The sequence below is a fragment of the Brevibacterium sp. S111 genome (assembly GCF_004745075.1).
Lineage (GTDB): Bacteria > Actinomycetota > Actinomycetes > Actinomycetales > Brevibacteriaceae > Brevibacterium.
Genome location: NZ_RHFH01000007.1, coordinates 130,183 through 156,132, shown reverse-complemented (window position 1 = coordinate 156,132; position 25,950 = coordinate 130,183). Strand labels below are relative to the sequence as shown.

21 protein-coding genes and 1 tRNA gene are annotated in these 25,950 nt (G+C 64.7%); 10 read left to right on the top strand and 12 right to left on the bottom strand.

Features of this window, described 5'->3' with window-relative positions:
• The first annotated feature begins 8 nt into the window (after positions 1 to 8).
• From iolD to EB836_RS09855, 7 genes are all read left to right on the top strand, one after another.
• Positions 9 to 1,913: a 3D-(3,5/4)-trihydroxycyclohexane-1,2-dione acylhydrolase (decyclizing) gene (gene iolD / locus EB836_RS09885; protein WP_135539935.1), complete on the top strand. Its 1,905-nt coding sequence runs from the start codon at positions 9 to 11 to the stop codon at positions 1,911 to 1,913.
• A 56-nt stretch (positions 1,914 to 1,969) separates the two neighbouring features.
• On the top strand, positions 1,970 to 2,884 hold the full coding sequence (locus EB836_RS09880) for a sugar phosphate isomerase/epimerase (protein ID WP_135539933.1): 915 nt from the start codon (positions 1,970 to 1,972) through the stop codon (positions 2,882 to 2,884).
• 60 nt (positions 2,885 to 2,944) lie between these two features.
• Positions 2,945 to 3,973, top strand: a complete 1,029-nt coding sequence (locus EB836_RS09875; protein WP_135539931.1) for a Gfo/Idh/MocA family oxidoreductase — start codon at positions 2,945 to 2,947, stop codon at positions 3,971 to 3,973.
• Between the two features lie 32 nt (positions 3,974 to 4,005).
• Positions 4,006 to 4,890 carry a sugar phosphate isomerase/epimerase family protein gene (locus EB836_RS09870; protein WP_135539929.1) on the top strand — a complete coding sequence of 295 codons (885 nt, stop codon included), beginning with the start codon at positions 4,006 to 4,008 and terminating at the stop codon, positions 4,888 to 4,890.
• 83 nt (positions 4,891 to 4,973) lie between these two features.
• Positions 4,974 to 6,389: a sugar porter family MFS transporter gene (locus EB836_RS09865; protein WP_135539927.1), complete on the top strand. Its 1,416-nt coding sequence runs from the start codon at positions 4,974 to 4,976 to the stop codon at positions 6,387 to 6,389.
• A gap of 99 nt (positions 6,390 to 6,488) precedes the next feature.
• Complete coding sequence (locus tag EB836_RS09860) at positions 6,489 to 6,848, top strand: universal stress protein (protein WP_135539925.1); 360 nt, start codon at positions 6,489 to 6,491, stop codon at positions 6,846 to 6,848.
• A gap of 331 nt (positions 6,849 to 7,179) precedes the next feature.
• Complete coding sequence (locus tag EB836_RS09855) at positions 7,180 to 8,658, top strand: anion permease (protein ID WP_135539923.1); 1,479 nt, start codon at positions 7,180 to 7,182, stop codon at positions 8,656 to 8,658.
• Between the two features lie 214 nt (positions 8,659 to 8,872).
• Here EB836_RS09855 and EB836_RS09850 read toward each other — a convergent pair whose 3' ends face one another.
• A complete protein-coding gene (locus tag EB836_RS09850; RefSeq protein ID WP_135539907.1) occupies positions 8,873 to 9,172 on the bottom strand; it encodes a hypothetical protein in 300 nt (99 codons plus the stop codon).
• A gap of 136 nt (positions 9,173 to 9,308) precedes the next feature.
• A tRNA-Arg gene (locus EB836_RS09845) sits at positions 9,309 to 9,381 on the bottom strand.
• 377 nt (positions 9,382 to 9,758) lie between these two features.
• Between EB836_RS09845 and EB836_RS09840 the strand changes: the two genes are divergently transcribed.
• Positions 9,759 to 11,591: a phosphoenolpyruvate carboxykinase (GTP) gene (locus EB836_RS09840; RefSeq protein WP_135539906.1), complete on the top strand. Its 1,833-nt coding sequence runs from the start codon at positions 9,759 to 9,761 to the stop codon at positions 11,589 to 11,591.
• A gap of 445 nt (positions 11,592 to 12,036) precedes the next feature.
• On the opposite strand, the gene EB836_RS09835 is transcribed toward EB836_RS09840, so the two are convergent.
• From EB836_RS09835 to EB836_RS09820, 4 genes are all read right to left on the bottom strand, one after another.
• On the bottom strand, positions 12,037 to 12,270 hold the full coding sequence (locus EB836_RS09835) for a hypothetical protein (protein ID WP_135539904.1): 234 nt from the start codon (positions 12,268 to 12,270) through the stop codon (positions 12,037 to 12,039).
• On the bottom strand, positions 12,267 to 13,664 hold the full coding sequence (locus EB836_RS09830) for an inorganic phosphate transporter (protein ID WP_135539902.1): 1,398 nt from the start codon (positions 13,662 to 13,664) through the stop codon (positions 12,267 to 12,269). Before EB836_RS09830 ends, EB836_RS09835 begins: the two co-directional genes overlap by 4 nt.
• Before the next feature lie 225 nt (positions 13,665 to 13,889).
• Positions 13,890 to 15,287 carry an aspartate aminotransferase family protein gene (locus EB836_RS09825; RefSeq protein WP_135539900.1) on the bottom strand — a complete coding sequence of 466 codons (1,398 nt, stop codon included), beginning with the start codon at positions 15,285 to 15,287 and terminating at the stop codon, positions 13,890 to 13,892.
• Positions 15,288 to 15,323: 36 nt separating this feature from the next.
• The gene (locus EB836_RS09820; RefSeq protein WP_135539899.1) at positions 15,324 to 16,808 is read right to left on the bottom strand and encodes a CoA-acylating methylmalonate-semialdehyde dehydrogenase; all 1,485 of its coding nucleotides are present in this window, start codon (positions 16,806 to 16,808) and stop codon (positions 15,324 to 15,326) included.
• 113 nt (positions 16,809 to 16,921) lie between these two features.
• On the opposite strand from EB836_RS09820, the gene EB836_RS09815 reads away from it, so the two are divergent.
• Positions 16,922 to 18,631 carry a PucR family transcriptional regulator gene (locus EB836_RS09815; protein ID WP_135539897.1) on the top strand — a complete coding sequence of 570 codons (1,710 nt, stop codon included), beginning with the start codon at positions 16,922 to 16,924 and terminating at the stop codon, positions 18,629 to 18,631.
• A 34-nt stretch (positions 18,632 to 18,665) separates the two neighbouring features.
• Here EB836_RS09815 and EB836_RS09810 read toward each other — a convergent pair whose 3' ends face one another.
• The 5 genes from EB836_RS09810 to EB836_RS09790 all read right to left on the bottom strand — a co-directional run bounded on the left by EB836_RS09810 (position 18,666) and on the right by EB836_RS09790 (position 23,642).
• Positions 18,666 to 19,670 (bottom strand): Ldh family oxidoreductase, encoded by a 1,005-nt coding sequence (locus tag EB836_RS09810; protein WP_135539895.1) that lies wholly within the window; start codon positions 19,668 to 19,670, stop codon positions 18,666 to 18,668.
• Positions 19,671 to 19,796: 126 nt separating this feature from the next.
• A complete protein-coding gene (locus EB836_RS09805) occupies positions 19,797 to 20,888 on the bottom strand; it encodes a proline racemase family protein (protein ID WP_135539893.1) in 1,092 nt (363 codons plus the stop codon).
• Positions 20,889 to 21,005: 117 nt separating this feature from the next.
• Positions 21,006 to 22,253, bottom strand: coding sequence for an FAD-dependent oxidoreductase (locus EB836_RS09800; RefSeq protein ID WP_135539892.1), 1,248 nt, complete (start codon positions 22,251 to 22,253; stop codon positions 21,006 to 21,008).
• Positions 22,254 to 22,419: 166 nt separating this feature from the next.
• A complete protein-coding gene (locus EB836_RS09795) occupies positions 22,420 to 23,022 on the bottom strand; it encodes an OmpA family protein (protein ID WP_101598897.1) in 603 nt (200 codons plus the stop codon).
• The gene (locus EB836_RS09790) at positions 23,019 to 23,642 is read right to left on the bottom strand and encodes a hypothetical protein (RefSeq protein ID WP_135539890.1); all 624 of its coding nucleotides are present in this window, start codon (positions 23,640 to 23,642) and stop codon (positions 23,019 to 23,021) included. Before EB836_RS09790 ends, EB836_RS09795 begins: the two co-directional genes overlap by 4 nt.
• Before the next feature lie 319 nt (positions 23,643 to 23,961).
• On the opposite strand from EB836_RS09790, the gene EB836_RS09785 reads away from it, so the two are divergent.
• Entirely contained in the window at positions 23,962 to 24,807 is an 846-nt protein-coding gene (locus tag EB836_RS09785) for an IS1249 family transposase (protein WP_167854417.1), read from the top strand.
• On the opposite strand, the gene EB836_RS09780 is transcribed toward EB836_RS09785, so the two are convergent.
• Positions 24,793 to 25,672 (bottom strand): IS5 family transposase gene (locus EB836_RS09780; protein WP_135539887.1). Its coding sequence is split into 2 segments (ribosomal slippage): positions 24,793 to 25,314 and positions 25,316 to 25,672, totalling 879 coding nucleotides; the frame shifts between segments, so codons are not numbered across the junction. The genes EB836_RS09785 and EB836_RS09780 overlap by 15 nt on opposite strands.
• Positions 25,673 to 25,950: the final 278 nt, after the last annotated feature.

Here is a 25,950-nt window from a genome sequence, read left to right as displayed (position 1 = left end):
GAAGTGACATGACTGTGACGATGACCGTGGCTCAGGCGCTGACGACCTTCCTGTCCCGTCAGTACACCGTCGACGGAGACATCCGCCAGCGCACGATCGCGGGGATGTTCGGCATCTTCGGGCACGGCAATATCGCAGGCATGGGTCAGGCTCTGCGTCAGCTCAGCCACGATGAGCCCGACGCGATGCCCTATCACCAGGCCCGCAACGAACAGGCGATGGCCCATCAGGCCGCAGGCTTTGCGAGGATGAATCGTCGACGCTCGACCTTCGCAGCGGCCGCTTCGGTGGGGCCGGGTGCGGCGAACATGCTCACCGGAGCGGCCCTGGCCACGGCCAATCGCCTGCCGGTCCTGCTGTTGCCTTCGGACACCTTCGCGACCCGCGTCTCCGATCCGGTGCTCCAGCAGCTCGAACACCCCCACGACACATCGTTACAGGTCACGGACGCGTTCCGACCGCTCTCCCGTTACTTCGACCGAGTCGAACGCGGCGAGCAGCTGTTCTCCATCGCGCTGGCGGCCATGCGGGTGCTCACCGATCCTGCCGAAACTGGTGCGGTCACGATCGCACTGCCCGAAGACGTCCAAGCCGAAACCATCGAGGTCCCGGATGAATTCCTGACCGAACGAGACTGGCACATCCGGCGGCCCCTTCCCGAGCCCGGCCCGCTCGAGCGTGCCGCCGCCGCGATCCGCGGGGCCGAGCGACCGCTGATCGTCGCCGGCGGCGGAGTGCTCTACTCCGCAGCCGAGGAAGAGCTGCGCTCCTTCGCCGAGGCGACCGGCATCCCCGTTGCCACCACCCAAGCCGGCGGTGGAGTGCTCGACCACGATCACCCGCTCAACCTCGGCGGGATCGGAGCAACGGGGTCGTCCGCGGCCAACCGGATCGCCGCCTCGGCGGACGTCGTCATCGGCATCGGCACTCGCTACAGCGATTTCACGACTTCGAGCCGAAGCGCCTTCGCCGATCCCGATGTCAGCTTCGTCAACCTCAACGTCGCGAGCTTCGATGCCTACAAGCACGGCAGCCGCTACCCCATCGTCGCCGACGCCCATGCCGGACTGGTGGGACTGAGCGAGCAGCTGGATGAGTTCCGAGTGGGCGAGGAGCATACGCGCCGGATCGATGTCGAACGCAGGAACTGGGTCGCCGAGGTCGATGCGGCCGTGGCGCCCACGCCCGCCGAACTGCCGGGCCAGCCCGAGATCATCGGTGCGGTCAACCGAGCTGTCGGTCCACGCGATGTCGTCATCCAAGCCGCCGGCTCCCTGCCGGGTGACCTGCAGAAGCTCTGGCGGACCCGGGACGCCCTGGGCTATCACGTCGAATACGCGTTCTCCTGTATGGGATACGAGATCGCCGGAGGCCTGGGAGTCCGGCGCGCCATCGAGGCCGCCGGTGATGACCGTGAGGCCGTCGTCATGGTCGGCGACGGCTCCTACCTCATGCTCCACACGGAACTCGTGACCGCCGTGGCCGAGGGCCTCAAGCTCATCGTCGTCCTCATCCAGAATCACGGCTATGCCTCGATCGGACACCTGTCGGAGACAGTCGGTGCACCCCGATTCGGCACCTGGTACCGCAGATACGATGCCGACTCCCCGGAGTTCCGCACCGACGAGATCCTGCCCGTCGACCTCGCAGCGAACGCTCGCTCCTACGGCGTCGACGTCGTCGAGATCGACCCCGGCCCCTCGGCGAGCACTCGCCTCGCCGAGGCCGTGGAGGCCGCCCGTGCGGCCGAGACCTCGACGCTCATCCACATCAACTCGGATCCGCTCGCCTATGCCCCTGAAGGCGAAGGGTGGTGGGACGTGCCGGTCGCGGCCGCGTCGACCATGGACGACACCCGAGCGGCCCGCTCTGCCTACGAGGACGAGCGCAGCCACCAACGGCCTCTGCTGTAGCCAGCCGATCGCCCAGGGCACGAAGACCACCGACAGCCGACCACAAGGACAGGACAATGACAACGCAGTCACTTCGCATCGGCACAGCACCCGATTCCTGGGGCGTGTGGTTGCCAGACCACCCGGGACAGGTCCCGTGGCAGCGCTTCCTCGATGAAGTCGTCGAGGCGGGATACACCTGGATCGAGCTCGGTCCCTACGGCTACCTGCCGACGAATCCCGAGCAGCTGCGCGAGGAGCTCGGCTCGCGGGGACTCAAACTCTCCGGCGGCACGGTATTCACCGGGTTCCACAAGACGGATGACCAGTTCGAGCGGGCCTGGAAGCAGGCCGAGGCGGTCGCCGCACTCACTGCCGAACTCGGCGGTGAGCACATCGTCGTCATCCCCGATCTGTGGCGTTCGGACACGAGCGGCCAGGCCCTCGAACCGCGGACGCTCGATGACGAGCAGTGGTCGCGCATGGCCGCCGGCCACGACGCTCTCGGCAAGGCCCTGTACGAAGAGTTCGGTCTCCGCCAGCAGTTCCACTCGCATGCCGACTCCCATGTCGGCACACATTCGGAAGTCGAACGCTTCCTCGAACTCACCGATGAGCGGTACACGAACCTCTGCCTCGACACGGGACACTTCTCGTACTACGGCGGGGACAACCTCAGACTCATCCACGACCACCCCTCGCGCATCGGCTATCTTCACCTCAAGCAGGTCGATCCGGTTCGGATCTTCGACGTCCTCAAGTCCGATACACCGTTCGGCGACGCGGTCGCGCAGGGAATCATGGTCGAGCCCGATCAGGGGATCCCTCCGCTCGACCCGATCATCGATGCCGTCGCGGCTCTCGACGAGAACACCTTCGCCATCGTCGAACAGGACATGTTCGGCTGCAGCGTCGACGCCCCGTTCCCGATCGCCGAACGGACGCTGAAGACGATCCTCGCGTCCACGGACGCCGCGGTCGTCGACCACTGACCCAGCTCATCGCCGCTCGATCCCACACACCGACAAGCCCGCAGCCCCACAGGAGAGACAATGACCGTGACAGACCCGCCTGAAGATTTCCGCGTCGGCATCGTCGGTGCCGGAATGATGGGCGCAGACCACGTCAAACGCATCACCTCGACGATCAGCGGGGCCACGGTCTCCGCCGTGGTCGACCCCGATGAGTCCCGGCTCGCCTCGGCGCTGGAGAACGCCCCCGGAGCCGTCGGCTGCTCCCGCATCGAAGACGCTCTCGAGGCCGGAGTGGTCGACGGGGTCCTCATCGCGACCCCCGGGTTCCTCCACGAACCCGTGCTGCTGCCCAGCCTCGAGGCCGGTCTCCCGATCCTGTGCGAGAAGCCTCTGACCCCGGACCCGGACTCCTCGTGGCGGATCCTCGAAGCCGAGCAGGCCACCGGCCGCCACCTCATCCAAGTCGGGTTCATGCGTCGTTTCGATCCCGAATACCGGCAGCTGCGCGAGCTCATCGACTCGGAGCAGGCCGGTGAGCTGCTCATGCTCCGCTGCGCCCATCGCAACCCGTCGGTCCCGGACTCCTACATGCAGGAGTCGCTCATCAACGACTCCGTCGTCCACGAATTCGACGTCGTACCCTGGCTGGCCGATTCCCCCATCCGCAGCCTCGAGGTCAAGCACGCTCGCCGCAATCGGCTCACGCCCGAACGCCTCCAGGAGCCGATCCTCGTACTCATGGAGCTGGCCAATGGCACGCTCGTCGATCTCGAGATGAACGTCAGCGTGCAGTTCGGCTATCAGGTGACCACCGAGGCCGTCTTCGATTCCGGAATCGCCCGCATCGGCGAGCCCACCGGCCTGCAGCTGTGGCATCAGGGGCGTTCGGGAATCGCCGAACATGCAGACTTCACCACCCGTTTCCGGACGGCCTACGACGATCAGGTTCAGGCCTGGGTCGACGCGGCGCGCTCGGGCGGCATCGCCGGCCCGTCTGCCTGGGACGGCTACAAGGTGGCCGTGGCCTGCCGGGAAGGCGTCGCCTCCCTGCTCGACGGCAGACCGCGCACGCTCGATCTGCCCGACACCCCTGACTTCTACCTCTGACCGACCTGCCCTCACGAACGCTTGGAGTATCAATGAAGATCGCCTACGATCCCACACCGCTGCACCACACGCACCGCCTGCTCGACTTCCCGGCCGTGACCGCCGACCTCGGATTCGACCATCTGCAGCTGACACCGCATCCGGACTTCGCCACTCACTTCCGATACCCGAAGATGGATCGCGCGCTCATCCGCCGCTTCGGGCAGGCCGTCGATGCCGCAGGGATCACGGTGCCCGCCCTGCTGCCCGTGCAGCGGATCGCCTGGCCGGATGAGGGCAAACGCGTCGCGGCGGTGAAGAACTTCCGCCGCGTCATCGAGATCGCCATCGACCTCGGCGTGACGACCATCAACACGGAATTCAGCGGTCGCCCGGAATCCTTTGAGGACTCCGAAGAGTCCTTCTACCGTTCGATGGACGAACTGCTGCCCATCGTCGAGAAGGAGGGGCTGAGGCTCAACTTCGACCCCCACCCCGACGACTTCGTCGAGGACGGGCACGAAGCCTGGCGAGTCCTGCGCGGTCTCGACTCCGAAGCGATCGGCTTCGTCTACGTCGCCTCGCACACCTTCCACTACGGCGACTGCCTCGACACCCTGGCCGAGGAGCTCGGCGACCGACTGCGTGCCGTCTACATCTCCGATGCCTTCGACCACCGCGCCTCGCACGGGCTGCGGTACATCGCGAACCCGCCGACCACCTCGGCGCGGGTGCATCAGCATCTCAAGGTCGGGGACGCCGACGTCGATTTCGACGCTCTCTTCGGCGTGCTGAACGCAACCGGGTTCCTCGCCCGCGAAGACTCTCTCCTCGTGTCCAATGTGTTCGGGGAGAACGAGAACAATGACGCCGTCAGCCGATTCCAGAAACAGCGGATCGATGAACTCATCTCCGCACAGGCAGGTCCCACCGGCTGAGGCGGCGCGCAGCCACCGTCGAATCGCATCGAGAAGTTCGAGACCGAAGCATCGGAAAATCATTCAAAGGAGAGTGAACGTTCATGAGCGGAGAAGGCAAGAGTCTGGTCGATCTTCCACCGGACACGAAGGGACCACACACCACACGCCTGGGCATCATCGCCGTCGTCGCCACATTCGGCGGCCTGCTGTTCGGCTATGACACCGGCGTCGTCAACGGGGCCCTCGAGCCCCTCACCCACGATTTCGGTCTGACACCGCGGACCGAGGGACTCGTCGTCAGCTTCCTCACCATCGGTGCGGCCTTCGGCGCCGTCATCGGCGGTCGACTCTCCGATGCCTTCGGACGCCGATCGAACATCCTGCTGCTCGCCTGCTTCTTCATCGTCGGGACCCTGGCCTGTGCACTGTCGCCCAATTGGCAGTTCCTCGCCGGGGCGCGCTTCTTCCTCGGATTGGCTGTGGGCGCAGCATCGACGACAGTGCCCGTCTACCTGGCCGAACTCGCGCCCTTCGAACGGCGCGGCTCACTGGTCACCCGCAACGAGGTGATGATCGTCGTCGGCCAGTTCGCGGCCTTCGTCATCAACGCGGTCATCTTCAACGTCTGGGGAGAGCACGAGGGCGTATGGCGCTTTATGCTCGCCGTCGCCGTTCTGCCCGCCATCGCACTGCTCATCGGCATGCTCTTCCTGCCCGAGAGCCCCCGCTGGCTGATCTCGAAGAACCGCGACGACCAGGCCCTCGGCGTGCTCAAGCAAGTTCGTTCGGATGATCGCGCCGAGGCGGAGATGCGCGAAGTCGAACTGCTGGCAGAACAGGAGGAGGTCGCCAAGACCGGCGGTGTCTCGGACCTCGCATCGAAATGGGTGCTGCGACTTGTTCTCATCGGCGTCGGCTTGGGCATCGCCCAGCAGCTGACGGGCATCAACTCCGTGATGTACTACGGGACGCAGCTGCTCACCGATGCGGGCTTCTCCGCCGATGCAGCGATCATCGCGAACACGCTCAACGGTCTCTTCTCCGTCATCGGCGTCACCGTCGGCATCCTGCTCATCAACAAGCTGCCGCGCAGATTCATGCTCTTGGGCGGATTCACGCTCACCAGCACATTCCACCTGCTGATCGGCCTGTCCGCGGTGTTCCTGCCCGACGGAATGGGCAAGGCCTACACAATCCTCGTGTTCGTCGTGCTGTTCGTCTTCTCCATGCAGGGAACCCTGGGACCGCTCGTGTGGCTCATGCTTGCCGAGATCTTCCCGCTGAAGATCCGCTCCTTCGCAATGGGCATCTGCGTCTTCGCCCTCTGGCTGGCCAATGCCGCCGTCGCACAGTTCTTCCCGAGCGTGGTCAGCGGACTCGGAATCTCGAACACGTTCTTCCTCTTCGCCGGGCTCGGCGTGCTCGCTCTCATCTTCATCTACTTCATGGTTCCCGAAACCAGGAACAAGACGCTCGAAGACCTCGAAGCGGAATTCCGTTCGAAGTACGGGCAGTGAAGCCCGCCCGGCAGCGCTCTATTGGGCGCCTGCCCGGAACATCAGGCATTCTGACGGTCAGAGTCTGATCTGACGGTCATCGACGAAAAGGAGAAACCCATGTCCATCATGGTGGCAGTACCCGACAGCAACGCGGCTCCGGCAGCGATCACCGCGGCGATCGAAGAGGCAAAGCGGTTCGGCACCGACCTGGTCGTCATTCCGCTCGGCATCCAATCCGATTTCGACACCGCGGCATTCGATGAGTCCGGGGTTCCCTACCAGGTGATCGGACGTCAGGGGCGTGGCGACAGAGACCCCGCCGAGGCGGTCCTCGACGAACTCGACGAGCACCCTGAGATCATCCGCCTCGTCATCGGGATGCGCCGCCGGTCCCGAGTGGGCAAGATGCTCATCGGCTCGGTGAGCCAGCGTCTCCTGCTCGACTCGCCGGTCCCGGTTCTCGCCGTCAAGGGCTGAGAACCGAAAGCTCCGGTGGCAGGCCGAGCGGGTACGCACCCGCTCGGCCTGTCGACGTGAGCGCACGGCGTGGCGGCTGATCGGTCGGCGTGGCTGCAGTCCCGCTACCACTCACCGGCTCGCGCCGCTACGTGAGGTATCCCTCCGGCCGAGGTCCTCCTCAACGTCCTCACACAGGGCTATTCTGGGACTGGATCGCGCAGAACCGGGCTCTTCGCCCGCCCCGATCCCGCCGCACGCCATCGCTGTCGCCGCCGACAGCGAAAGCAGCCGGCAGAATGCGAACACAGACGGCATCAGGCGCACACCGAATGACACCCAAGGATGCCCCATGCCCAGTACGTCAAGCACCAGCACGCTGGAAGCAGCCGCCGCACACCACGCCCGCACCCATGCCCGCCTGTCGATGGCGGGGAAGATCGCGGCGATCCTCGCACTCACCCTGATCATCTACTTCATTCCAGCCCCTGAGGGCATCGACCCGCGTGGGATGCACATGGCGGGAATCTTCGCCGGAACCATCCTCGGCCTCATCCTGCAGCCGCTGCCGACGGCCTCGGTCGCTCTGGTCGGACTGGCCGCCGCCATGGTCACCGGCACGATGGATGCGAAGACCGAGGCCCTGCAGGGGTTCGGGAACTCGACCATCTGGCTGATCGTCGCCGCGTTCTTCATCGCCGACGGCTTCCTGCTCACCGGTCTGGGACGCCGCATCGCGCTGCTGTTCGTCTCGTGGCTCGGCAGGTCCTCGCTCGGCCTGTCCTACGGCATGGCGCTGACCGACCTCGTCCTCTCCCCCGCCACACCGTCGAACACGGCCCGCGCAGGCGGCGTCGTCTACCCGATCGTCCGGTCGCTCGCTTCGGTCAACGACTCACACCCATCCAGCGCCGAGTCGCGGAAGAGACTGGGTTCCTACCTCTCCCTGACCTCGGTGCAGGTCAACACCATCACCTCGGCCATGTTCGTCACGGCTATGGCCGGCAACCCGTTGGCCGTGGGCTTCGCCGCCGATGCCGGCGTCGACATCTCCTGGGGCACCTGGGCGCTGGCCGCGATCGTGCCCGGACTCGTCGCACTCATCGTTATGCCATGGTTCATGGCCAAGGTCTACAAGCCGGGCCTGACGAAGACCCCCGAGGCCCCCGCCCACGCGCGTGAGGAACTCAAGGAACTCGGCTCCATGAGCCGCGGCGAGTGGACCATGCTCGCAACCTTCGTCCTCCTGCTCCTCCTGTGGGTGTTCGGTGACATGATCGGGGTGGATGCCACCTCGGCGGCCTTCGTCGGCGTGGCGATCCTCCTCGTCACCAAGGTGCTCACCTGGAAGGACATGGCCGCCAACAGCGGCGCCTGGTCGACGCTGATCTTCTTCTCCGTGCTCGTGGGCATGGCCACCCACCTCAACACCCTCGGGGTGATCGGGTGGATCGGCGACGAGGTCGCCGGGCTGGTCGGCGGAATGCCGTGGATGGCCGCGTTCGCTGTGCTCAGCATCGTCTACTTCTACGTCCACTACCTCTTCGCATCGAACACGGCGCAGATCGTCGCGATGTACTCAGTGTTCCTCGGGGCGGCGATCGCCACCGGCGCTCCCCCGCTGTTCGCGGCACTGGCGCTGGGCTTCATCGGCAACCTCATCGGCGGCCTCTCGCACTACGCCTCGGGCCCCGCGGGCGTGATCTACGGCTCCGGCTACGTCACGACCGCCGAATGGTTCAAGGTCGGCTTCCTCGCCTCCGTCGTCAACATCCTCATCTGGAGCCTCGTCGGCGGCGGATGGATGTCCCTGCTCGGCATGTTGGGCTGATCCCCTCACCGAGTTGCGAATACCCCCTCGCCGAGGCGGTCCTGGCGATGGCATGGATCGCTCGCTGCGATGAATGCCGCCCAGTCCCTGCGAACCAGATCCAGCGATCGTCGATCGACCGCGGAATCGGGTCGAGCGCAAGTGTGAAGCGCCTGCGCCCACGCCGGGCGTCCTCGGCCGAGCAGGCAACGAAGTGGACACCATTCTTCGTCCATCACGACGCTCTGAGCGTCGACTGCGAAATCTTCCTCTGCAGCCCGACCTCCTTGAGATATCGATTCGCGGCGGTGACCCCGGCAATGCTGCCCGGCGTGATCTGCTGATAGGGAATGGCATAGGGACGAATGCCCGGAGCGGCTGCGAGCATCGGTGTCTCCCCCGGGTTGATGAGCGTCAGACCGGTGAAGATCAACCAGCCGAGGACGAACCCCATCACGGTCTTCGGTCCCGGGCGGTCACCGAAGACCTCGATGACCTCGCCGAGCTCCTCACGGTGACGACGGGCCTTTCGCATCACGGAACCCAACACAACCCCGACCTTCGGATCAATCGTCAGAACAGCCGGACCCTTTTGGGCTCACAGCCCTGACTCTGGACCCACGAAAAAGTCCCTCACCGGCTATCCTGCCTGGTGAGGGACTTCCCTTCGGTGCGCCACGAGGGATTCGAACCCCCAACCTTCTGATCCGTAGTCAGATGCTCTATCCGTTGAGCTAGTGGCGCGCGTTGTTCGGACTGACGCCGTGCAACTCGAACAACTATACACACCAGTTTCGCTCAAGCTCAAATCGCGTCCGCGTGCGCTTCGCCACATTCGCGCACAGGCGGGCAGTCGCCTCGGCGAACCGGGAATGAAAGCGCGGATTTCAGCAACGAGTCACCAATGAAACAACGCGTCAATTAATTGCAATGACACGTCATGTCAAAGTCTGATTCACGTCAATGAAGTCGTTCTTGTGACCCAATGCACATCTTCGAGTGACCGAAACCAGCGATTTTCGTGCTTGTCCCCATCCTACGGTGGATGTGTACCAACCGCTCGACGGAACCAGCAACCGCCTGAGACGCAACCCCGCACTCGACCTCAAAGGAGACCACTCATGACTGTCCTCGACCATGATGTCGTCGCTGACCAGCTGAAGAATGCACCGACCCGAAACGAGTCGGTACTCTCATTCGTCGGCCGGATCGCCGCCCTCACCACTCCGGATGACATCGTCTGGATCGACGGTTCCGAGGAGCAGAAGAATCAGATCGCCGAGCAGCTCGTCGAGGCCGGCACCATCAAGCGCCTCACCGGCACCAAGGACTCCTACTACGCGGCCTCCGATCCCGAGGACGTCGCCCGCGTCGAGGGCCGCACCTTCATCTGCTCCGAAGAGGAGAAGGATGCCGGCCCGCTGAACAACTGGGTCGCTCCCGCGGAGATGAAGGAAACCCTCAACCCGCTCTTCGCCGGATCGATGCGCGGACGCACCATGTACGTCATCCCGTTCGTCATGGGCCACGCCGAGGCGGACCAGCCGATGTTCGGCATCGAGGTCACCGACTCGGCCTACGTCGTCCTCTCCATGCTCGTCATGGCTCGCTCGGGCAAGTACGCCCTCGATGCGATCGACTCCCAGGATGCGAAGTTCGTCGAGTGCGTGCACTCCGTCGGCGCTCCGCTCGAAGAAGGTCAGGAGGACGTCGCCTGGCCCTGCAACACCACGAAGTACATCACCCACTTCCCCGAAGAGCGCGCCATCTGGTCCTTTGGATCCGGCTACGGCGGCAACGCCCTGCTCGGCAAGAAGTGCTACGCGCTGCGCATCGCCTCGGCGATCGCTCGCGACGAGGGCTGGCTGGCCGAGCACATGCTCATCCTCAAGCTGACGAACCCGGAGGGCGAGGTCAAGTACGTCGCCGCCGCGTTCCCCTCGGCCTGCGGCAAGACGAACCTCGCGATGATCGAACCCACCATCCCCGGCTGGAAGGCCGAGACCCTTGGTGACGACATCGCGTGGATGCGCTTCGGCGAAGACGGCCAGCTCTACGCCGTCAACCCTGAGTTCGGCCTCTTCGGCGTGGCTCCGGGCACCGGATACACCACGAACCCGACTGCGATGCGCGCCATCGAAGCCGGCGGCAACATCTTCACCAACGTCGCCCTGACCGACGACGGTGACGTGTGGTGGGAAGGCAAGACCGACGAGAAGCCGGCGCATCTCACCGACTGGAGGGGCAACGACTGGACGCCTGAGTCCGAGACCCCTGCCGCTCACCCGAACTCGCGTTTCTGCACCCCGATCGCCAACGTTCCCACCCTGGCTCCCGAGTGGACCAACCCGAACGGTGTTCCGATCTCGGCCATCCTCTTCGGCGGTCGCCGGAAGACCACGATGCCGCTGGTCACCGAGACCAAGGACTGGACTCACGGTGTGTTCATGGGTTCGGTGCTGTCCTCGGAGACCACGGCTGCTGCGACCGGAGCTGTCGGCGTCGTCCGCCGCGATCCGATGGCCATGCGCCCGTTCATCGGCTACAACGTGGGCGACTACCTGCAGCACTGGCTCGACATCGGCAACACCGAGGGTGCCCAGCTGCCGAAGATCTTCTACGTCAATTGGTTCCGCCGCGACGACGACAACTCGTTCCTGTGGCCCGGGTTCTCCGAGAACTCGCGCGTTCTCAAGTGGGTCTTCGAGCGCGTGGCCGGCACCGCCGACGCTCAGGAGTCTCCGCTCGGACTCACCCCGGTCGAGGGTGGCTTGGACACCGAGGGCCTCGACTTCACCGATGAGCAGCTGCGCAAGGCACTGGCCATCAAGCCCGAGGAATGGGAGACCGAACTCGGCCTCATCGAGGACTGGTATGCCGAGCTCGGCGATTCGGTTCCGACCGAACTGCGCGCCGAGGTCGAGAACCTCCGGAAGCGCCTCGGCCTGGCCTGAGACGCGGAGAGCCTGAGACTCCCCGAGTCTGACTCGAGTCTCAAGGCCGATGGAGAGGTTCGGCCCCCGGGCTGAGCCGTCCTGTCCCACAGAGAATCCCCCAACCGCCGCCGAGGTGGTTGGGGGATTCTCATGTTTCGTGGGTGTGCGGCCCATGCTCCCGCTGCAACGCGGTATCCGTCCCACACCATCAGCGGCAATTCGCCCCGCTAGCCACACGACGCCCTCGCACCGCCATAACGCACCGATGCAACGGCAGGAGATGTCACTAACGGTGACTGATGCCGAACCGCCGGTACGTGACGCTGCCGGTACATGAACGTTGCCGGTGCGTGAGGCTGCCGGTGCGTGACGCTGCCGGCACGTGGTGCGGGAGGTATGGGGCGATCAGGCGTGGTGAACACCCGCCCCATGACGCTCGTAGTAAGCTAGTACGGCCTCGGTGTCAGGCCCCGTGCAGTGCCGGCACGATGAGGTAGACGCCGAGGAGGACGACGAGTCCGCAGATGCTGAAGACCGCCCAATAGCCGGCCTTGAGCAGCGAGTTGCCCCTGCCCTCTTCGACTCGATCGAGATGAACCGCGCGCATCCGCACGGCCGAGGAGAAGAGGGTGATGACGATGATCGCCGAGATCCAGGTCGCGGCCGCAACGATGACGAACGAGCTCCACTCGATCATTTCGCGTCTCCCTTGTCGCTGGCTTCGGCCCCGACCGAAGAGTCCTTCTGAGCCTCAACCTGAGTCCCGGCCGGCGAGTCCTGCGGCACGGAACCATTCGCGCCCTCGGGGCGGGGGGCCCGGGCTTTCTTCTTCGCACCTCGAGCGCGACGCTTCTCTTTCGCCGCCTGCTTCTCTGCCCACGCCTCTCGGCGGGCTTCACGCCTGGCACGGGCTCGTTTGCGGTTGCGGTCCTTGCGCAGTTTGCGCTTGCGACCGCGAATGTTCACTGCCTCGCCGACGGTGTCGAAACCCGAAAGGTCGGTCTCCTTGGTCTGGCGGGAGCTGAAGTAGATCCAGAGGACGACGATGACTGCGGCCACCGTATCGATGATGACACCGACCAGCCCGAGGTGGGCGATCCCGGCGGCGAGCCCGCCTACGATGGCGGCTGCCGGGATGGTGAACAGCCAGCCCGAAGCGATTCGCCCGGCCGTCGACCACTGGACGTCGGCGCCTTTGCGGCCGAGCCCCGAGCCGAGCACCGAGCCGGAGGCGACCTGGGTCGTCGACAGGGCGAAGCCGAGGTGCGAGGAGGCGAGGATGGCTGCGGCGGTCGAGGTTTCGGCGGACAGCCCCTGAGCGGCCTTGACCGTCGTCAGCTTGGTGCCGAGGGTATCGATGATGCGCCAACCGCCGACGTAGGTGCCGAGCGCGATCGCCAGAGCACACGAGGCGATGACCCAGATGTGGGGGCCGGTGCCGTGTTCCTGCAGGTTCGCGGAGACGAGCACGAGGGTGATGACGCCCATCGTCTTCTGTGCGTCGTTCGTGCCGTGGGCGAGCGCCACCAGGGAGGAGGAGAAGATCTGCCCGTACTTGAACGGTCCGCGACGCGCGGTCTTGCCTTCCTTGTTGCGGCGGGTGATGGCGTAGGCGATGCGGGTGCACAGGTACGCGCTGAACCCGGCGATGATCGGCGCGGCCAACGCCGGGATCACGACCTTGGACAGGAAGACTCCGAAGTCGACGGAGCTGAGTCCGGCACCGACGATGGCCGCGCCGATGAGGCCGCCGAAGAGCGCATGGGACGAAGAGGAGGGAAGGCCGAAGCGCCAGGTCGCCATGTTCCAGACGATGGCGCCGATGAGACCGGCGAGGATGAAGTCGGGAGTGATCTGCACTCCCCCGCCGCCTTCTTTGATGATGCCGCCGGAGATGGTCTTGGCCACCTCGGTGGAGAGGAAGGCGCCGACGAGGTTGAGGATCGCGGCGAGCGTGACCGCCGTCTTCGGTTTGATGGCTCCGGTGGCGATCGGCGTGGCCATGGCATTGGCCGTATCGTGAAAGCCGTTGGTGAAGTCGAAGAACAGTGCCAGTGCTATGACGAGCACGACAACGAAGATGATTTCCACTAATCGACCTTGGGTGTAGACACTATTCGGACCGTGGATGATGCAGCTGGCGGCCAGCGATCACTATCCCGCTGAAGTCTACCCTCGACTTCTGCCGATCTTCATCCGCAGTTCGACCCTACTCCACTCCGTTTACCGGATGTTCACTTTTGACGTGGGCAAATGCGCTCCGCCCGGAGCAGAATGCAATAGCGCTCACATTACGGGCGGAGCACAGATGGACTCTCAGGCCACGAATCCGTCGGCGACGTCGAGCGCCTGGTCGAGGACGTCGAGTCCGAAGCGCAGATCCGCGTCCCCGATGTTCAGCGGCGGCACCACGTGGATCCGGTTAAAGTTCGCGAACGGGAGGACTCCACCGGATTTGAGGGCGGCGACGACCGCGTTCATCTCCGGTGAGCTTCCGCCGTAGGCGGCCAGGGGTTCCTTCGTCACCCGGTCGCGCACGAGCTCGACCGCCCAGAAGCAGCCCCGTCCACGCACGTCACCGACCGAGGTGTGGCGAGAGGCCATCTCCTGCAGTGCCGGTCCGATGATCTCAGCGCCGAGGCGGTCGGCGTTGTCGACCATCCCCTCGGTCTCCATGGCGTTGATCGTCGCCACTGCGGCCGCACAGGCCAGCGGGTGGCCCGAATAGGTCAGACCGCCCGGGTAGGCCCGGTCGCGGAAGGTCTCGAAGATCGCGTCCGAGATCGCGACGCCGCCCAGCGGCACGTATCCGGAGTTCACTCCCTTGGCGAAGGTGATGAGGTCCGGCGCAACGCCCCAATGATCGAGTGCGAACCAGCGACCGGTGCGCCCGAAACCGGCCATCACCTCGTCGGCAATGAAGACGATCCCGTGCTTCGCCGTCAGTTCGCGCACACCTTCGAGGTATCCGGCCGGAGGACCGTAGATCCCGGCAGTGCCCGGCACGGTCTCGAGGATGAGGGCGGCGATGTTGCCCGGTCCTTCCAGCGTGATCATGTCTTCGAGGTGGGCCAGTGCCCGCTGCGTCTCCTCGGCTTCGGAACTCGAGTTGAAGTAGGAGCGGTACTGGTAGGCGGGCATGAAGTGGACGATGCCTTCGGCCGAGTAGTCGTTGGCGAACCGTCGCGGGTCGCCGGTGACGTTGACGGCCAGCTGGGTTCCGCCGTGATAGCTGCGATAGGCCGAGAGCACCTTCGTCCGCCCGGTGTGCAGCCGCGCCATGCGGATGGCGTGCTCGTTCGCATCGGCCCCGCCGTTAGTGAAGAACACATGGTCGAGGTCTCCGGGGGTGCGCTCGGCGATGAGTCGAGCCGCCTCGGAGCGGGCGTCGTTGACGTACTGCGGGGCAATCGTGCACAGCCTGCCCGCCTGCTCCTGGATCGCTGCGACCACGCTCGGGTGCTGGTGGCCGATGTTCGTGTTGACCAGCTGTGAGGACATGTCGAGCAGCTTCCGGCCCTCACCGTCCCAGACATAGGATCCTGCGGCGTCGATGATCGTCATCGGGTCGAAGGGACCCTGCGCCTGCCAGGAGTGGAAGACGTGGGCCCGGTCGAGTTCGTGGGCACGGCGCCCGGCGTCGATGCGGTCGGCGTCGATGCGGTCAGCGTCGACGCGCGATTCGGTGAGCGGGGAATCCGCGGTGGTGGTCATGGGTGCTCCTTCGCCGAGGTGGCTGTGCGTGAGAGGTCAGTCGTTGGTGGGGAATCCGAGGTTGAGTCCGCCGTGGCTGGGGTCGAGCCAGCGCGAGGTCACGACCTTGCCGCGGGTGAAGAAGTGGACGCCTTCGTCGCCGTAGGCGTGGGTGTCTCCGAACAGCGAGTTCTTCCACCCGCCGAAGGAGTAATAGCCCACCGGCACGGGGATGGGCACATTGATGCCGACCATTCCGACCTCGACCTCGGTCTCATAGCGGCGGGCCGCTCCTCCGTCGTTGGTGAAGATCGCGGTGCCGTTGCCGTAGGGGTTGGAGTTGATGAGCTCGAGGCCTTCGTCGTAGCCGGGGACGCGGACGACGGCGAGGACGGGGCCGAAGATCTCGTCGGTGTAGATCGACATATCGGGGCTGACATGGTCGAACAGCGTCGGGTTGAGGAAGAAGCCCGCATCGGCCGTGTTCTCGCGACCGTCGAGGACGATGGTGGCGCCTTCGGCCGCGCCGGCGTCGATGTAGCCGGCGACCTTGTCTCTGTGGGCGGCGGTGACCAGCGGTCCCATGTCCGGTTCGTCCGCTCCGTCACCGACCCGCAGGGTCCGCGTGCGTTCGGCGATCTTGGCCACGAGCTCATCGGCGATGGACTCGACGGCGACGACGACGGAGATCGCCATGCAGCGCTCACCGGCCGCACCGTAGCCGGCGTTGACGGCGGCATCGGCGGCGAGGTCGAGATCGGCATCCGGCAGGACCAGCATGTGGTTCTTCGCCCCGCCGAGGGCCTGGACGCGTTTGCCGGTGGCGGTGCCGTTCTCGTAGACGTACTGAGCGATGGGAGTCGAGCCGACGAAGGACACCGAGGCGACCTCCGGGCTCTCGAGCAGCGCGTCCACGGCCTCCTTGTCCCCGTGGACGACGTTGAACACGCCGTCGGGCAGTCCCGCTTCCTTCCACAGTTCGGCCAGCCAGTTCGCCGCCGAGGGGTCCTTCTCCGAGGGCTTGAGGACGACGGTGTTGCCGGTGGCGATGGCCACGGGGAAGAACCACATGGGCACCATGGCCGGGAAGTTGAAGGGCGAGATGATGGCCGAGACGCCGAGCGGCTGGCGCAGGGAGTGGACATCGATCTTCGTCGAGGCGTTCTGCGTGTGACCGCCGCGGAGGTGGCCGGCGATGCCGCAGGCGAATTCGACGACCTCCTGGCCGCGAGCGACCTCCCCGAGGGCGTCGGAGACGACCTTGCCGTGTTCGGCCGTGATGATCTCAGCCAGTTCCTGTTTGCGCGCGTTGAGCAGCTCACGGAAGGCGAAGAGGATCGACGTCCGCTTCGCCAGAGAGGTGTCGCGCCAGGCGGGGAAGGCCGCCGCAGCGGCGTCGATCGCCGATTCCACGGTGGCCCTCGACCCCAGCGCCACCTGGCCGGTCACCTGACCGGAGGCCGGATTCGTGATTTCGCCGAGGCGGGTGTCGGTGTCCGCGGTCACGGCCTGTCCGTTGATCCAATGGGTGAGCGTTGCCATGAAGGCTCCTTCTGCGTCGCCGAAGAGTCGGTTGAGTCCATCTTCGATCTGCCGCACCGATCCCGAAAGCGTCAGAGTGTCAGAATGTTCCGCTCTGGCTTTACACTGTGTCAATGGACAGCGTGTGGGAATCGAGCGGATCATCGCTGAGCATCGCCGGTCTGCTCGAGTTCGAGGTGATCAGTGCCGCGGAGCCGCTCGTGCTGGCCGGCACTGCTTGTCTTGACCGGGCGATCCGCTGGGTCCACATCGCCGACTCCGAACACGTCGAGCGCTTCCTCGAAGGCGGGGAACTCGTGCTGACCACGGCCACGACCTTCCGTCATTCGCCTGCGGCGATGGCGGAGTTCCTCGACCAGCTCGAACGCGCGGGTGCCGCTGGGACGATCATCGAACTCGTCGACGAGGACTCGGCCTTCGACGAGGCGGCGGGCGCGATCGTGCGGGAGGCCGCCTCGGCGAGGGAGCTGCCCGTCATCGTCCTGCCGCGGCGGGTGAAGTTCGTCAGGATCACCGAGCTCGCGCATCGCAGTCTGCTCGCGCAGCAGATCTCGCGGCTCGAACATGCTCGGGAGATCCACGAGACGTATACGCAGCTGAGCCTCGATCGGGCCGAGGCGCAGACGATCGTCGATCGCACGGCCGAGCTGCTCGGCACGGCAGTCGTTCTCGAGGATGTGTCCCATCGGGTGCTCGCACATTCCGGCCGCGGTTCGCAGGCTCTTGCGCAGAAGTGGGCCGACCTCGTCAGCGGTGCGAATCCGGTGCCCGACGGGCTGGATGCGACGCGGTGGCGGCAGACTCCGGTGGGTCTGCGGTCTCGCCGGTGGGGTCGGCTCGTCGTCCCCGGTGCTGCCGAGTCCGTCGCCGATCTCGATCAGGTGATCGAACGCGCCGGTGAAGCCCTGACGCTGACCCGGATGGCCGATCGCGATGAGCAGGATCTGCTGCTGCAGGCTCAGAGCGGGCTGATCAGAGAGATCACGGACTCAGAAGGACTCGACGAACGTGCGGCGCTGGAACGTGCCCGTTCACTGGGATTCACTCCGGCCGACGGGGCCGAGCTCACTCCGGTGGTCATCCGGATCGACCGTGAAGCCGACACCGATCCGACTCGAGTGCAGCTGCAGGAGCGGGGCCTGACGCAGGAGATCACTTCCGCCGCTTCGCGCCTGAATCTGTGTGTGCTCATGACGAGCCTGCAGTCGGGGGCTTTCGGGTTCGTCCTGGCACCTGGTCGCGGGAGAGGCAGACGGTCGCAGCAGAGTCCGCGCAGCACCGAGGAGGCCGATGACTGGCTCAACCGCCTCCTCGCCGAGCTCGAGGGGCTTGCAGCCAGCTGGGTGGTCGGGGTCGGCCGGAGCAGCACCTCTCTGCTTCAGGCTGTCGCCGGTCTTGAAGCGGCGTCCCACGTCGCCGAGGTCGCCTCGACTCTCGATGTGCGTGAGCGCTCGTTCTACCGCTCCTCGGATGTGCGTATCCGCGGGTTGCTGTCTCTGTTGGCCGAGGACTCGCGGCTGCGCGCCTTCGCCGAGGGAGAGTTGTGGCCGCTGCTCGGCGCCTCCGGTCGTGATGGCGGTCGCCGGGACGGGGTGCTGTCGCCGGCCGCGGATTCCGCAGATGAGGGACTGCTCGACTTCCTCGAGCTGTACCTCTCCCACGGTGGCAACAAATCCGCGATGGCGCGGGCCGGGCACCTGTCCCGGCCCGCGCTCTACGCGCGGATTACGCGTCTGCAGGACCGCCTCGGCGTCTCACTCGATGATGCGGAGTCACGCACGGCGCTGCACGTGGCGCTGCTGTGGTGGAGGATGTATGGCTGAGGATCGGGCGGCAGGCCACCCGGTCCGCAGTGTTTCAGTTGAGAATTGAGCGGATCAAATCCGTGACGGGGATTCCTCGGTCGGCCGCCTCGGCGCGATTGACGTAGCGACGATCGCCGGGCAGACGATCCATGCCCGCGTCGCGGAGCATATCGACGAATTCGCGGACTCGGCCCAGGTAGGCGTCGTTGCCGCCGCGCTCGGGGTCGAGGACGATGAAGAGCTGACCGGTGCGGAAGGTGTGGGCACCGTCGGGGGCCTCCGCGTCGATCTCGTAGGTGAAGGCACCGCCGGTCAGCCCGGCCGCCAGCGTTTCGATCATGAACGACAGCAGTGCACCCTTATGCCTGCCGATGGGCCGGATTCCGCCGCCGTCGAGGATGGCGCTGGGATCCGTGGTGTCCGCGCCGGTCGAGTCGACCCCGGTCCCGACCGGAACGTCCCGGCCCTCGGCCCGCAGCAGCTGCAGGTCCCCGTGGGACATCGACGATGTGGAGAAGTCGAAGACGATCGGGTCCGCACCAGCCACGGGAGTGGCGAAACCGAACGGGTTGGTGCTGAAGACCGGGCGCGTGGCCCCTTCGGGAACGACGGCGAGCTTGCCGCTGGCGATCATGCCCATCGCCACCCGCCCCTCGCGGGCAAAGGCTTCGAGGTCGGGCCACAGAGCACTGAAGTGATGGGTACTGCGCAGGGCGATGACAGCGACGCCGGACTCGGCAACCGCCTCGTCGATCGTCGGACGCGCCTCGGCGAGTGCGGGTTGCGCGAAGCCGTTGCGTCCGTCGATGCGGATATAGGAGGGGCCGACAACGTCGATGTTCGGCTCCGCAGCCCCGTCCGCCCAGCCGCGGGTCAGCGAATCGAGGTAGCCGGCGACCCGGAAGACTCCGTGGCTGAGAGTGCCGTCGCGCTCACAGGTGGCACAGTTGGTCGCCAGCACTTCGGCCACCGAAGGCGAAGCGCCGGCGGCCACGAGCTTCTCTTCGATGGCCGAGACAAGGTCATCGAAAGAGATTCGGTCGGGTTCATTCGTCATTGTGTGCTCCTCATGTGCGGTCGATCGTGTCGGCGTCGACCACTGCCCTTACCCAGCAGACTATCGTTCGATCGGTCATCGGCCCTGCGGATCCTTGTCCGTTCCTCGGTTCTCGTCTGCGGGTTCTCAGTTCTCTTCTGCCGGTTCCGCCGCGCTCGTGCCGCCGCTCCAGATGTCACCGACGGTAAAGCCGATCGGGAACGGATCGTCGGGCTCGAGGACGAGCTGCTGGAATCCGGTGATCCATCCGCGCCCGGTGATCGAGGGGATCACGGCCGGCAGTCCGCAGATCTCGGTCTCTTCCTTCACCACGGCGGTGAAGGTCGTTCCCAGCATCGATTCGTGGACGGATCGCTGACCGACGGCCAGTTCGCCGCGGGCGTGCTTGGCTGCGACTCGGCCGCTCGTGCCGGTGCCGCAGGGCGAACGGTCGAACGTCCCCGTCCACGTCCTCGGATCGTCGAGGTCGACGATGCCGTTGGGCAGGACGACCGCATTGCGTCCGTCGGTGCCCGCTGTGCGGGCGGGCCCGTGGATCAGCGGCAGACCGATCGCGTCGATCTCCGGGATGAGAGGATGCCTCACCTCGAAGGTCTCGTTCGCCGCCTGCCGCATCACGCTGGCCGCTCTGATAATCTCCTCGGCATTGCCCGGATCAAGGTCCACGCCGAGGCTGTCCGCCGCAGTCTGCACGTAGAACTGACCCCCGAATACGATGTCGACGGGGATCGTCCCATACCCCGGCACCTCGAGCGGCAGGTCGAGTCCGTGGACGAATGCCGGGACGTTGTCGAAGGTCACCGACGTTGCTCGGCCCGCTTCCACCTCGGCGCGGACCGTGACGATGCCGGCGGCGGTATCGATGCGCAGCTCAGTGACCGGTTCGCTGACGTCGACGGATCCGGTCTCGATCAGCGCCGTGACGGTGCAGATGAGGTTCAACCCCGACATCGGCTTGAACCCGCCCTGCTCCATCACGATCATTCCGAAATCGCAGCTCGGATCTGTCGCAGGCACGACGATCGGCGAGCACAGGCCGGGATAGCCGCGGGGTTCGTGGAGGATGAGGTTCCGGAAGTCGTCGAGGTGCTCTTCGCAGTATCGGAGCTTTTCGGCCATCGTGGCACCTTTGACCCGCAGTCCCGAGCCGATGAGCACGCGACCGGGTTCGCCGGCCGCGTGAACATCGACGGCCTGGATGAGCTGTCTGTTCTTCACGTTCCCTCGTCTCTGCTCGGGCGGGCCTCAGCCCACGATTTCGCTGCCGGCGACTTGCTGTGTGGTCATGAGCCCATCCTCGTGAGTTCGGGCCCGTGCGGCGTTGACGTAAATCGTTCAGGAACGATTCGGGGACACACGAGCGAGCTGCTCACCGGGCAGCGTCGAGCTTCCACCAGTCATGAGTCCGGATAGCAGCCGAGCAGATCCCGGTGCCAATGTCAGACCGAGCATCGAATCTCCGGAGTTGTTGTAGGCGTTCTTCACGGAGTCCAGGCGCCCGATGACGGGAAGGCCGTCAGGAGTCATGGGGCGCGACCCAGCCCATGGAGCCAGTTCTCCCTGACCGTCGCCCCAATCACGGAATGCTTCCTGAGCCGCGCGGCGGATCGCACCGACGCGGACCTCGTTGACGTCGTCGTCCGTGCTGCCGAACTCCATCGTGCCCGCGAGCCTGAGCATGCCGTTCAGCGGAGTGAGGGCGACGCGAGCATCTTCGAGGGTCAGGGATGTGCGCAGCTGAATCGGAGCGGGTGAGTAGTCAATGCTGTAGCCCTTGCCCGAGTAGATCGGGACCTTCTGACCGAGTTGCCCGGCCAACACGCCGGACGGGACACCGGCCGAGATGACAAGTGCATCGGCCTTGATGACCTCCGAGTCCGAGGTGACAACTGCGGTCACAGCGTCGCCGGAGCGAACGAAGCGTCCGACCCGAGTGTCTTCTCGCACGACTACGCCGAGATCAGAGAGTTTCGCGAGGAGGCCCGCTGTCAGAGAATCGGGTTCGATCTGTCGGTCAGCCGAGAAGGACAGACCGTGGCGGATTCGATCGCTGAGAGCCGGTTCGGCCTCGCGGACTTCGTCATCATGCAGTCGCCGCGGCCGGTGGCCCGCGGCCTCGAAAGCGGGCAGGCTCGCACAGTGCTCGTCGAAGCGTTCCCGAGTCTCGAAAGCCAGCAGCACACCACGGTCGTGCATCTCGAAGTCGATGCCTTGAGCCTGGTACTCATCGAAGAGATCGTTCGCATCCTCGCCGAGGCGCAGGTGGAGGTCGAGTCCGGCTTCGAAGTCACGTGCGTTGCAGTGCCTGGCCATCTGCAAAAGGAATTTGAGATAGCCGGGCGCAAGGGACGGCTTGATCGATAGTGGGCTGTCGGGCTTGAGCATCCATCGGATCCCCTGAAGCAGCACCCCTGGGGCAGGCACCGGGGTGCTCTCGGCGATAGCGATCTTTGCGGCATTTCCGTGGGAGGCACCCGCACCGCATCGGGCAGCCTCGATGACGGTGACGTCGTGTCCACTCAGCGCCAGTTCGTAGGCGCTGGTCAGCCCGACCACGCCGCCTCCGATGATGACTGTCTTCAATCGGTTGCCCTCCGTTGGTCCCCGAACCGGCTGCTTCGCCGCCGGATCAGGGCCGACGTCACCGAAGTTGCCTCATGTATGACCATCTATTGAAAGAGACGCTATGCAGTGCTGTCAGGTTCGTCAATGGTCTCAGCCGCTCTTCCCGAACAGCCCAAGATCAGGCTCAGTCTTCGTAGCGGATTTCGACGCGACGGTTCTTCGCCCGGCCCTCGGGGTCGTCTTTGCCGTTCTTCTCATTCGACTCGACGGGCTCGGACTCGCCGAAGCCCTTTGCCGCCACGTCAAGGTCGGAGTTCTCCGAGGTGAGCACGTCGGCCACGGCCTTCGCACGGTCTTCGGAGAGCTTCTTGTTGTAGTCGTCCTCGCCCTTGGAATCCGTATGTCCGCCGACGATGATCTCGGAGTCGGTGGGCAGGTCCTTGACGAGTTCCTTGATCTTCTTCTTCGCGGCCTCGCTCAGTTCGGCCGAGTCGAAGTCGAAAAGGATATCGGTATCGAGGGTGACCACGGTGTCGCCGCCGCTGACCTTCGTCGTCTCAACGTCTTCGATCCCCTTCTCCAGGTCATGGATGCCAGGTTCGAGTTCGACGATACTTTCGTCGATCCGCGACTGGTCAGGATCAGTGAAGTCATCCGGTGTCGGAGTACCGCGATCGGCAATATCCTGCGGAGTCACAGGGTCAGCGAATGCAGATGCGGTTGGACCGGCGACAACGAGGCCGGCAGCCAACAGCACCGCGACCGGTCCGGCAGCTGCGTGCTTCACGAGATCTTCACTCCGGTAACGAGATTCATCCCGTCGACGACAGAGACCTCAACTTCATCGACGTCCGGTGGCGGTGCGGCAAAGACAGCGAAAGCGTAGTGGGTCTGGCCGGGCTTGAAGTTCGTACCCACAGAGTCCGTCTGTGCTTTATCGACGCTGTACTTGAGCACATGGTGCTTGCGCAGGTTCTGAGAGTCGACAAGGAACGGACTCCAGCTTCCATTGCCGAGGTAACCGTAGAGATTGTCGCCGGGATCATCCTCATCGGCCGCCTTCTCCGAGTTCACGGTGAACGCGAACTGCGCCACGAGAGTCTCGCCCTTCCGCTTCAATGGGAACAGCTGAACAGTCATCGTTGCCTCGTCGTCACCTTTGACGGTCGCGGGGATGTCTTGAGTGGCGACAGGATCGGGCAGATTATTCGGGTCGAGGCCGGCCGCCTCGGCGGATCCGGATTCCCCCTTGGAACCAGCGGCTTCGCTGGACTCCTCCGTTGATTCCTGGGTCTGTGCATCGTCAGCACTCTGCTTGTCCGCATCGTCGCCGGACGAACAGGCGGTCAGTGTCAGCGCGAGAACGGCTGCGGCAGCGGACAGAGCTGTCCTGCTGATCGGGGACATAGAGATCTCCTCAAGTGTCGCCGGAGCCGTGTTTGTCCTGGTCAGCTCCGGTGGCGGGGATGGTCGCGGATCATCCTACCTCGGACAAGTGAACTTTCACTACACAGCACGTATATCAAGATGAACTCCGGGTTCAGCACCCGCAGGCTCGAAATTCATGCGCCCCGATCACGATCACCACAAATGCACTTTGAAGCCGCTTTTGATGAGAAGTGGGGGTGGAATCGGGTTATAGGCCAAAATGTGTGTACAGGATGGCCTGCTTGCCCAGTAGCCAGTAGGGCAAGACTGGATTGAACATGCTCTGCAACCATGTTCAGTGCCCAATCCCAGAAATCACCCCGTCTGTGGTGTATGTGCAAACAAGCTCGTCAAGAATGGCAAAACCGGTGCCGGACGCACCAGGTGGCGGTGCAAACACTGCGGCTGTTCAGCAATTCAGACGCGCACCGATTCGGCGAAGAAGGCAGACTTCAACAGCTTCATCGCATGGTTGACCAGCACGCAGCCACGAGGCGATTTCGCTACCAGCACTCGTACCTTCACACGAAAGATTCAATGGTGCTGGAACGTAACCCCCAGGGTGGTCCTGACAGGCGAGATCCATGACCAGATCATGCTCGACGGCACCTACTTCAACGGTTGGTGCGTGCTCATCGCCTACACCGGCACTCACGTCATCGACTGGCAATGGTGCGACCAGGAGAAGAACGCGTCCTGGACAGCCCTCATCAGCCGCATCCCCGCCCCGGTGGCTGCGATCGTCGATGGCAACGGACCATTGACGACAACGATCAAGCGACTCTGGCCGACCACCCGTATCCAACGGTGTCACTTCCACATCCGACAGGCCGCACATCGGTACCTGACCATGCGGCCTGTCCTGCCGGCGAACAAGGAACTCCTCGGCCTGTTCAAGATGCTGCCGAAGGTCACCAGCCTCGACGAAGCCGCGAAGTGGACAGGCGCATTCACGTCCTGGGAAGCGAAATGGGAGTCGTTCCTCAAACACCGCACCCAGGTGCGGTCAGGAACACCCCGACCGGCACACGTGAAGCCGGGACAGCGCTGGTGGTACACGCATCTTCGGACCCGTCGAGCCCACAACCTGCTGACAGGACTCCTCCGCGACCGGCAACTGTTCACGTGGCTAGGGCGTGTCTGATAAATGCTGTAACCAAGCGATGACACCGTTGAGCACGACAGCGGCTCGATAGACGACGGCGAGTTTGTCATAGCGAGTGGCCAGTCCTCGCCACTGCTTCAAACGGGCGTACCCGCGCTCGATGACATTGCGGCCCTTGTATTTGATTGCATCGAACTTCGGTGGATGGCCACCCTTTGATCCTCGCCGGAGACGATGGCCTTGCTGATCGGAGGGTTCGGAGATGACTGCCTCGATCTTCCGCGACCGCAGCAGTGACCGGTTCGCTCTCGATGAGTAGGCCTTGTCGCCAAGGACGGCGTCCGGGCGGGTGCGTCGACCGACCTGAAGGTTGTCCAACAGAGGGGCGAGCATCGGGCTGTCGCCGTCCTGGCCAGCGGTGCAGATTGACACCAGCGGCAGTCCGTGGCCATCGACGAGCTGATGAGTCTTTGTTGACAAGCCTCCGCGCGAGCGGCCGAAAGCGTGGTCAGGCGACTCTGTCAGTAGATCCTTGTAATTCGACGAGTCCCTTTTTTAGGCGGCTGATGTTCGTCGCGTGTTGATGTGCGCGAGCGATCGTGGAGTCGACTGAGACGGTGAAGTCGACTTTGTCATTCTTTGCCGCGTGGACAGTCAGAGCCTGGTGGATGGCATCCCAGGTGCCGTCGGCGGCGAGGCGGCGGTGCCAGGTCCACACGGTCTGCCATTTGCCGAAGGTCTCGGGCAGATCGCGCCAAGCGATACCGGTGCGGTAGCGGTAGATGATGCCCTCGATCATCTGTCTGGGATCGGAGAACGGGCGGCCTCGTCGGCCGGTCGGTGCCGGGAGGTAGTCGGCGATGAGAGCCCATTGGTCATCAGTGAGTAGTTGGAATCGAGACACGATTCCAGGGTTTCAGAATCCCGCCGGGAAATTTATCAGACACGCCCTAGAACTAGCCGAAGACGACTACACGATCGCGAAGACTACGAACCCATTAGAGGGCGGCCCGAACAAAGCGATCAAGGACTTCCTCCGAGCCCATCGAGGACTGAACATCGATCATGCCCGCCGAGGAGTCGACTGGCTGTTGTATCTGCGCACCGAGGCACCCAAGGACCCGTGGTCGTTCGTTACTCCACGAGCGTGGACACCACCGCGCAGCGTCCCGAATGTGGTGA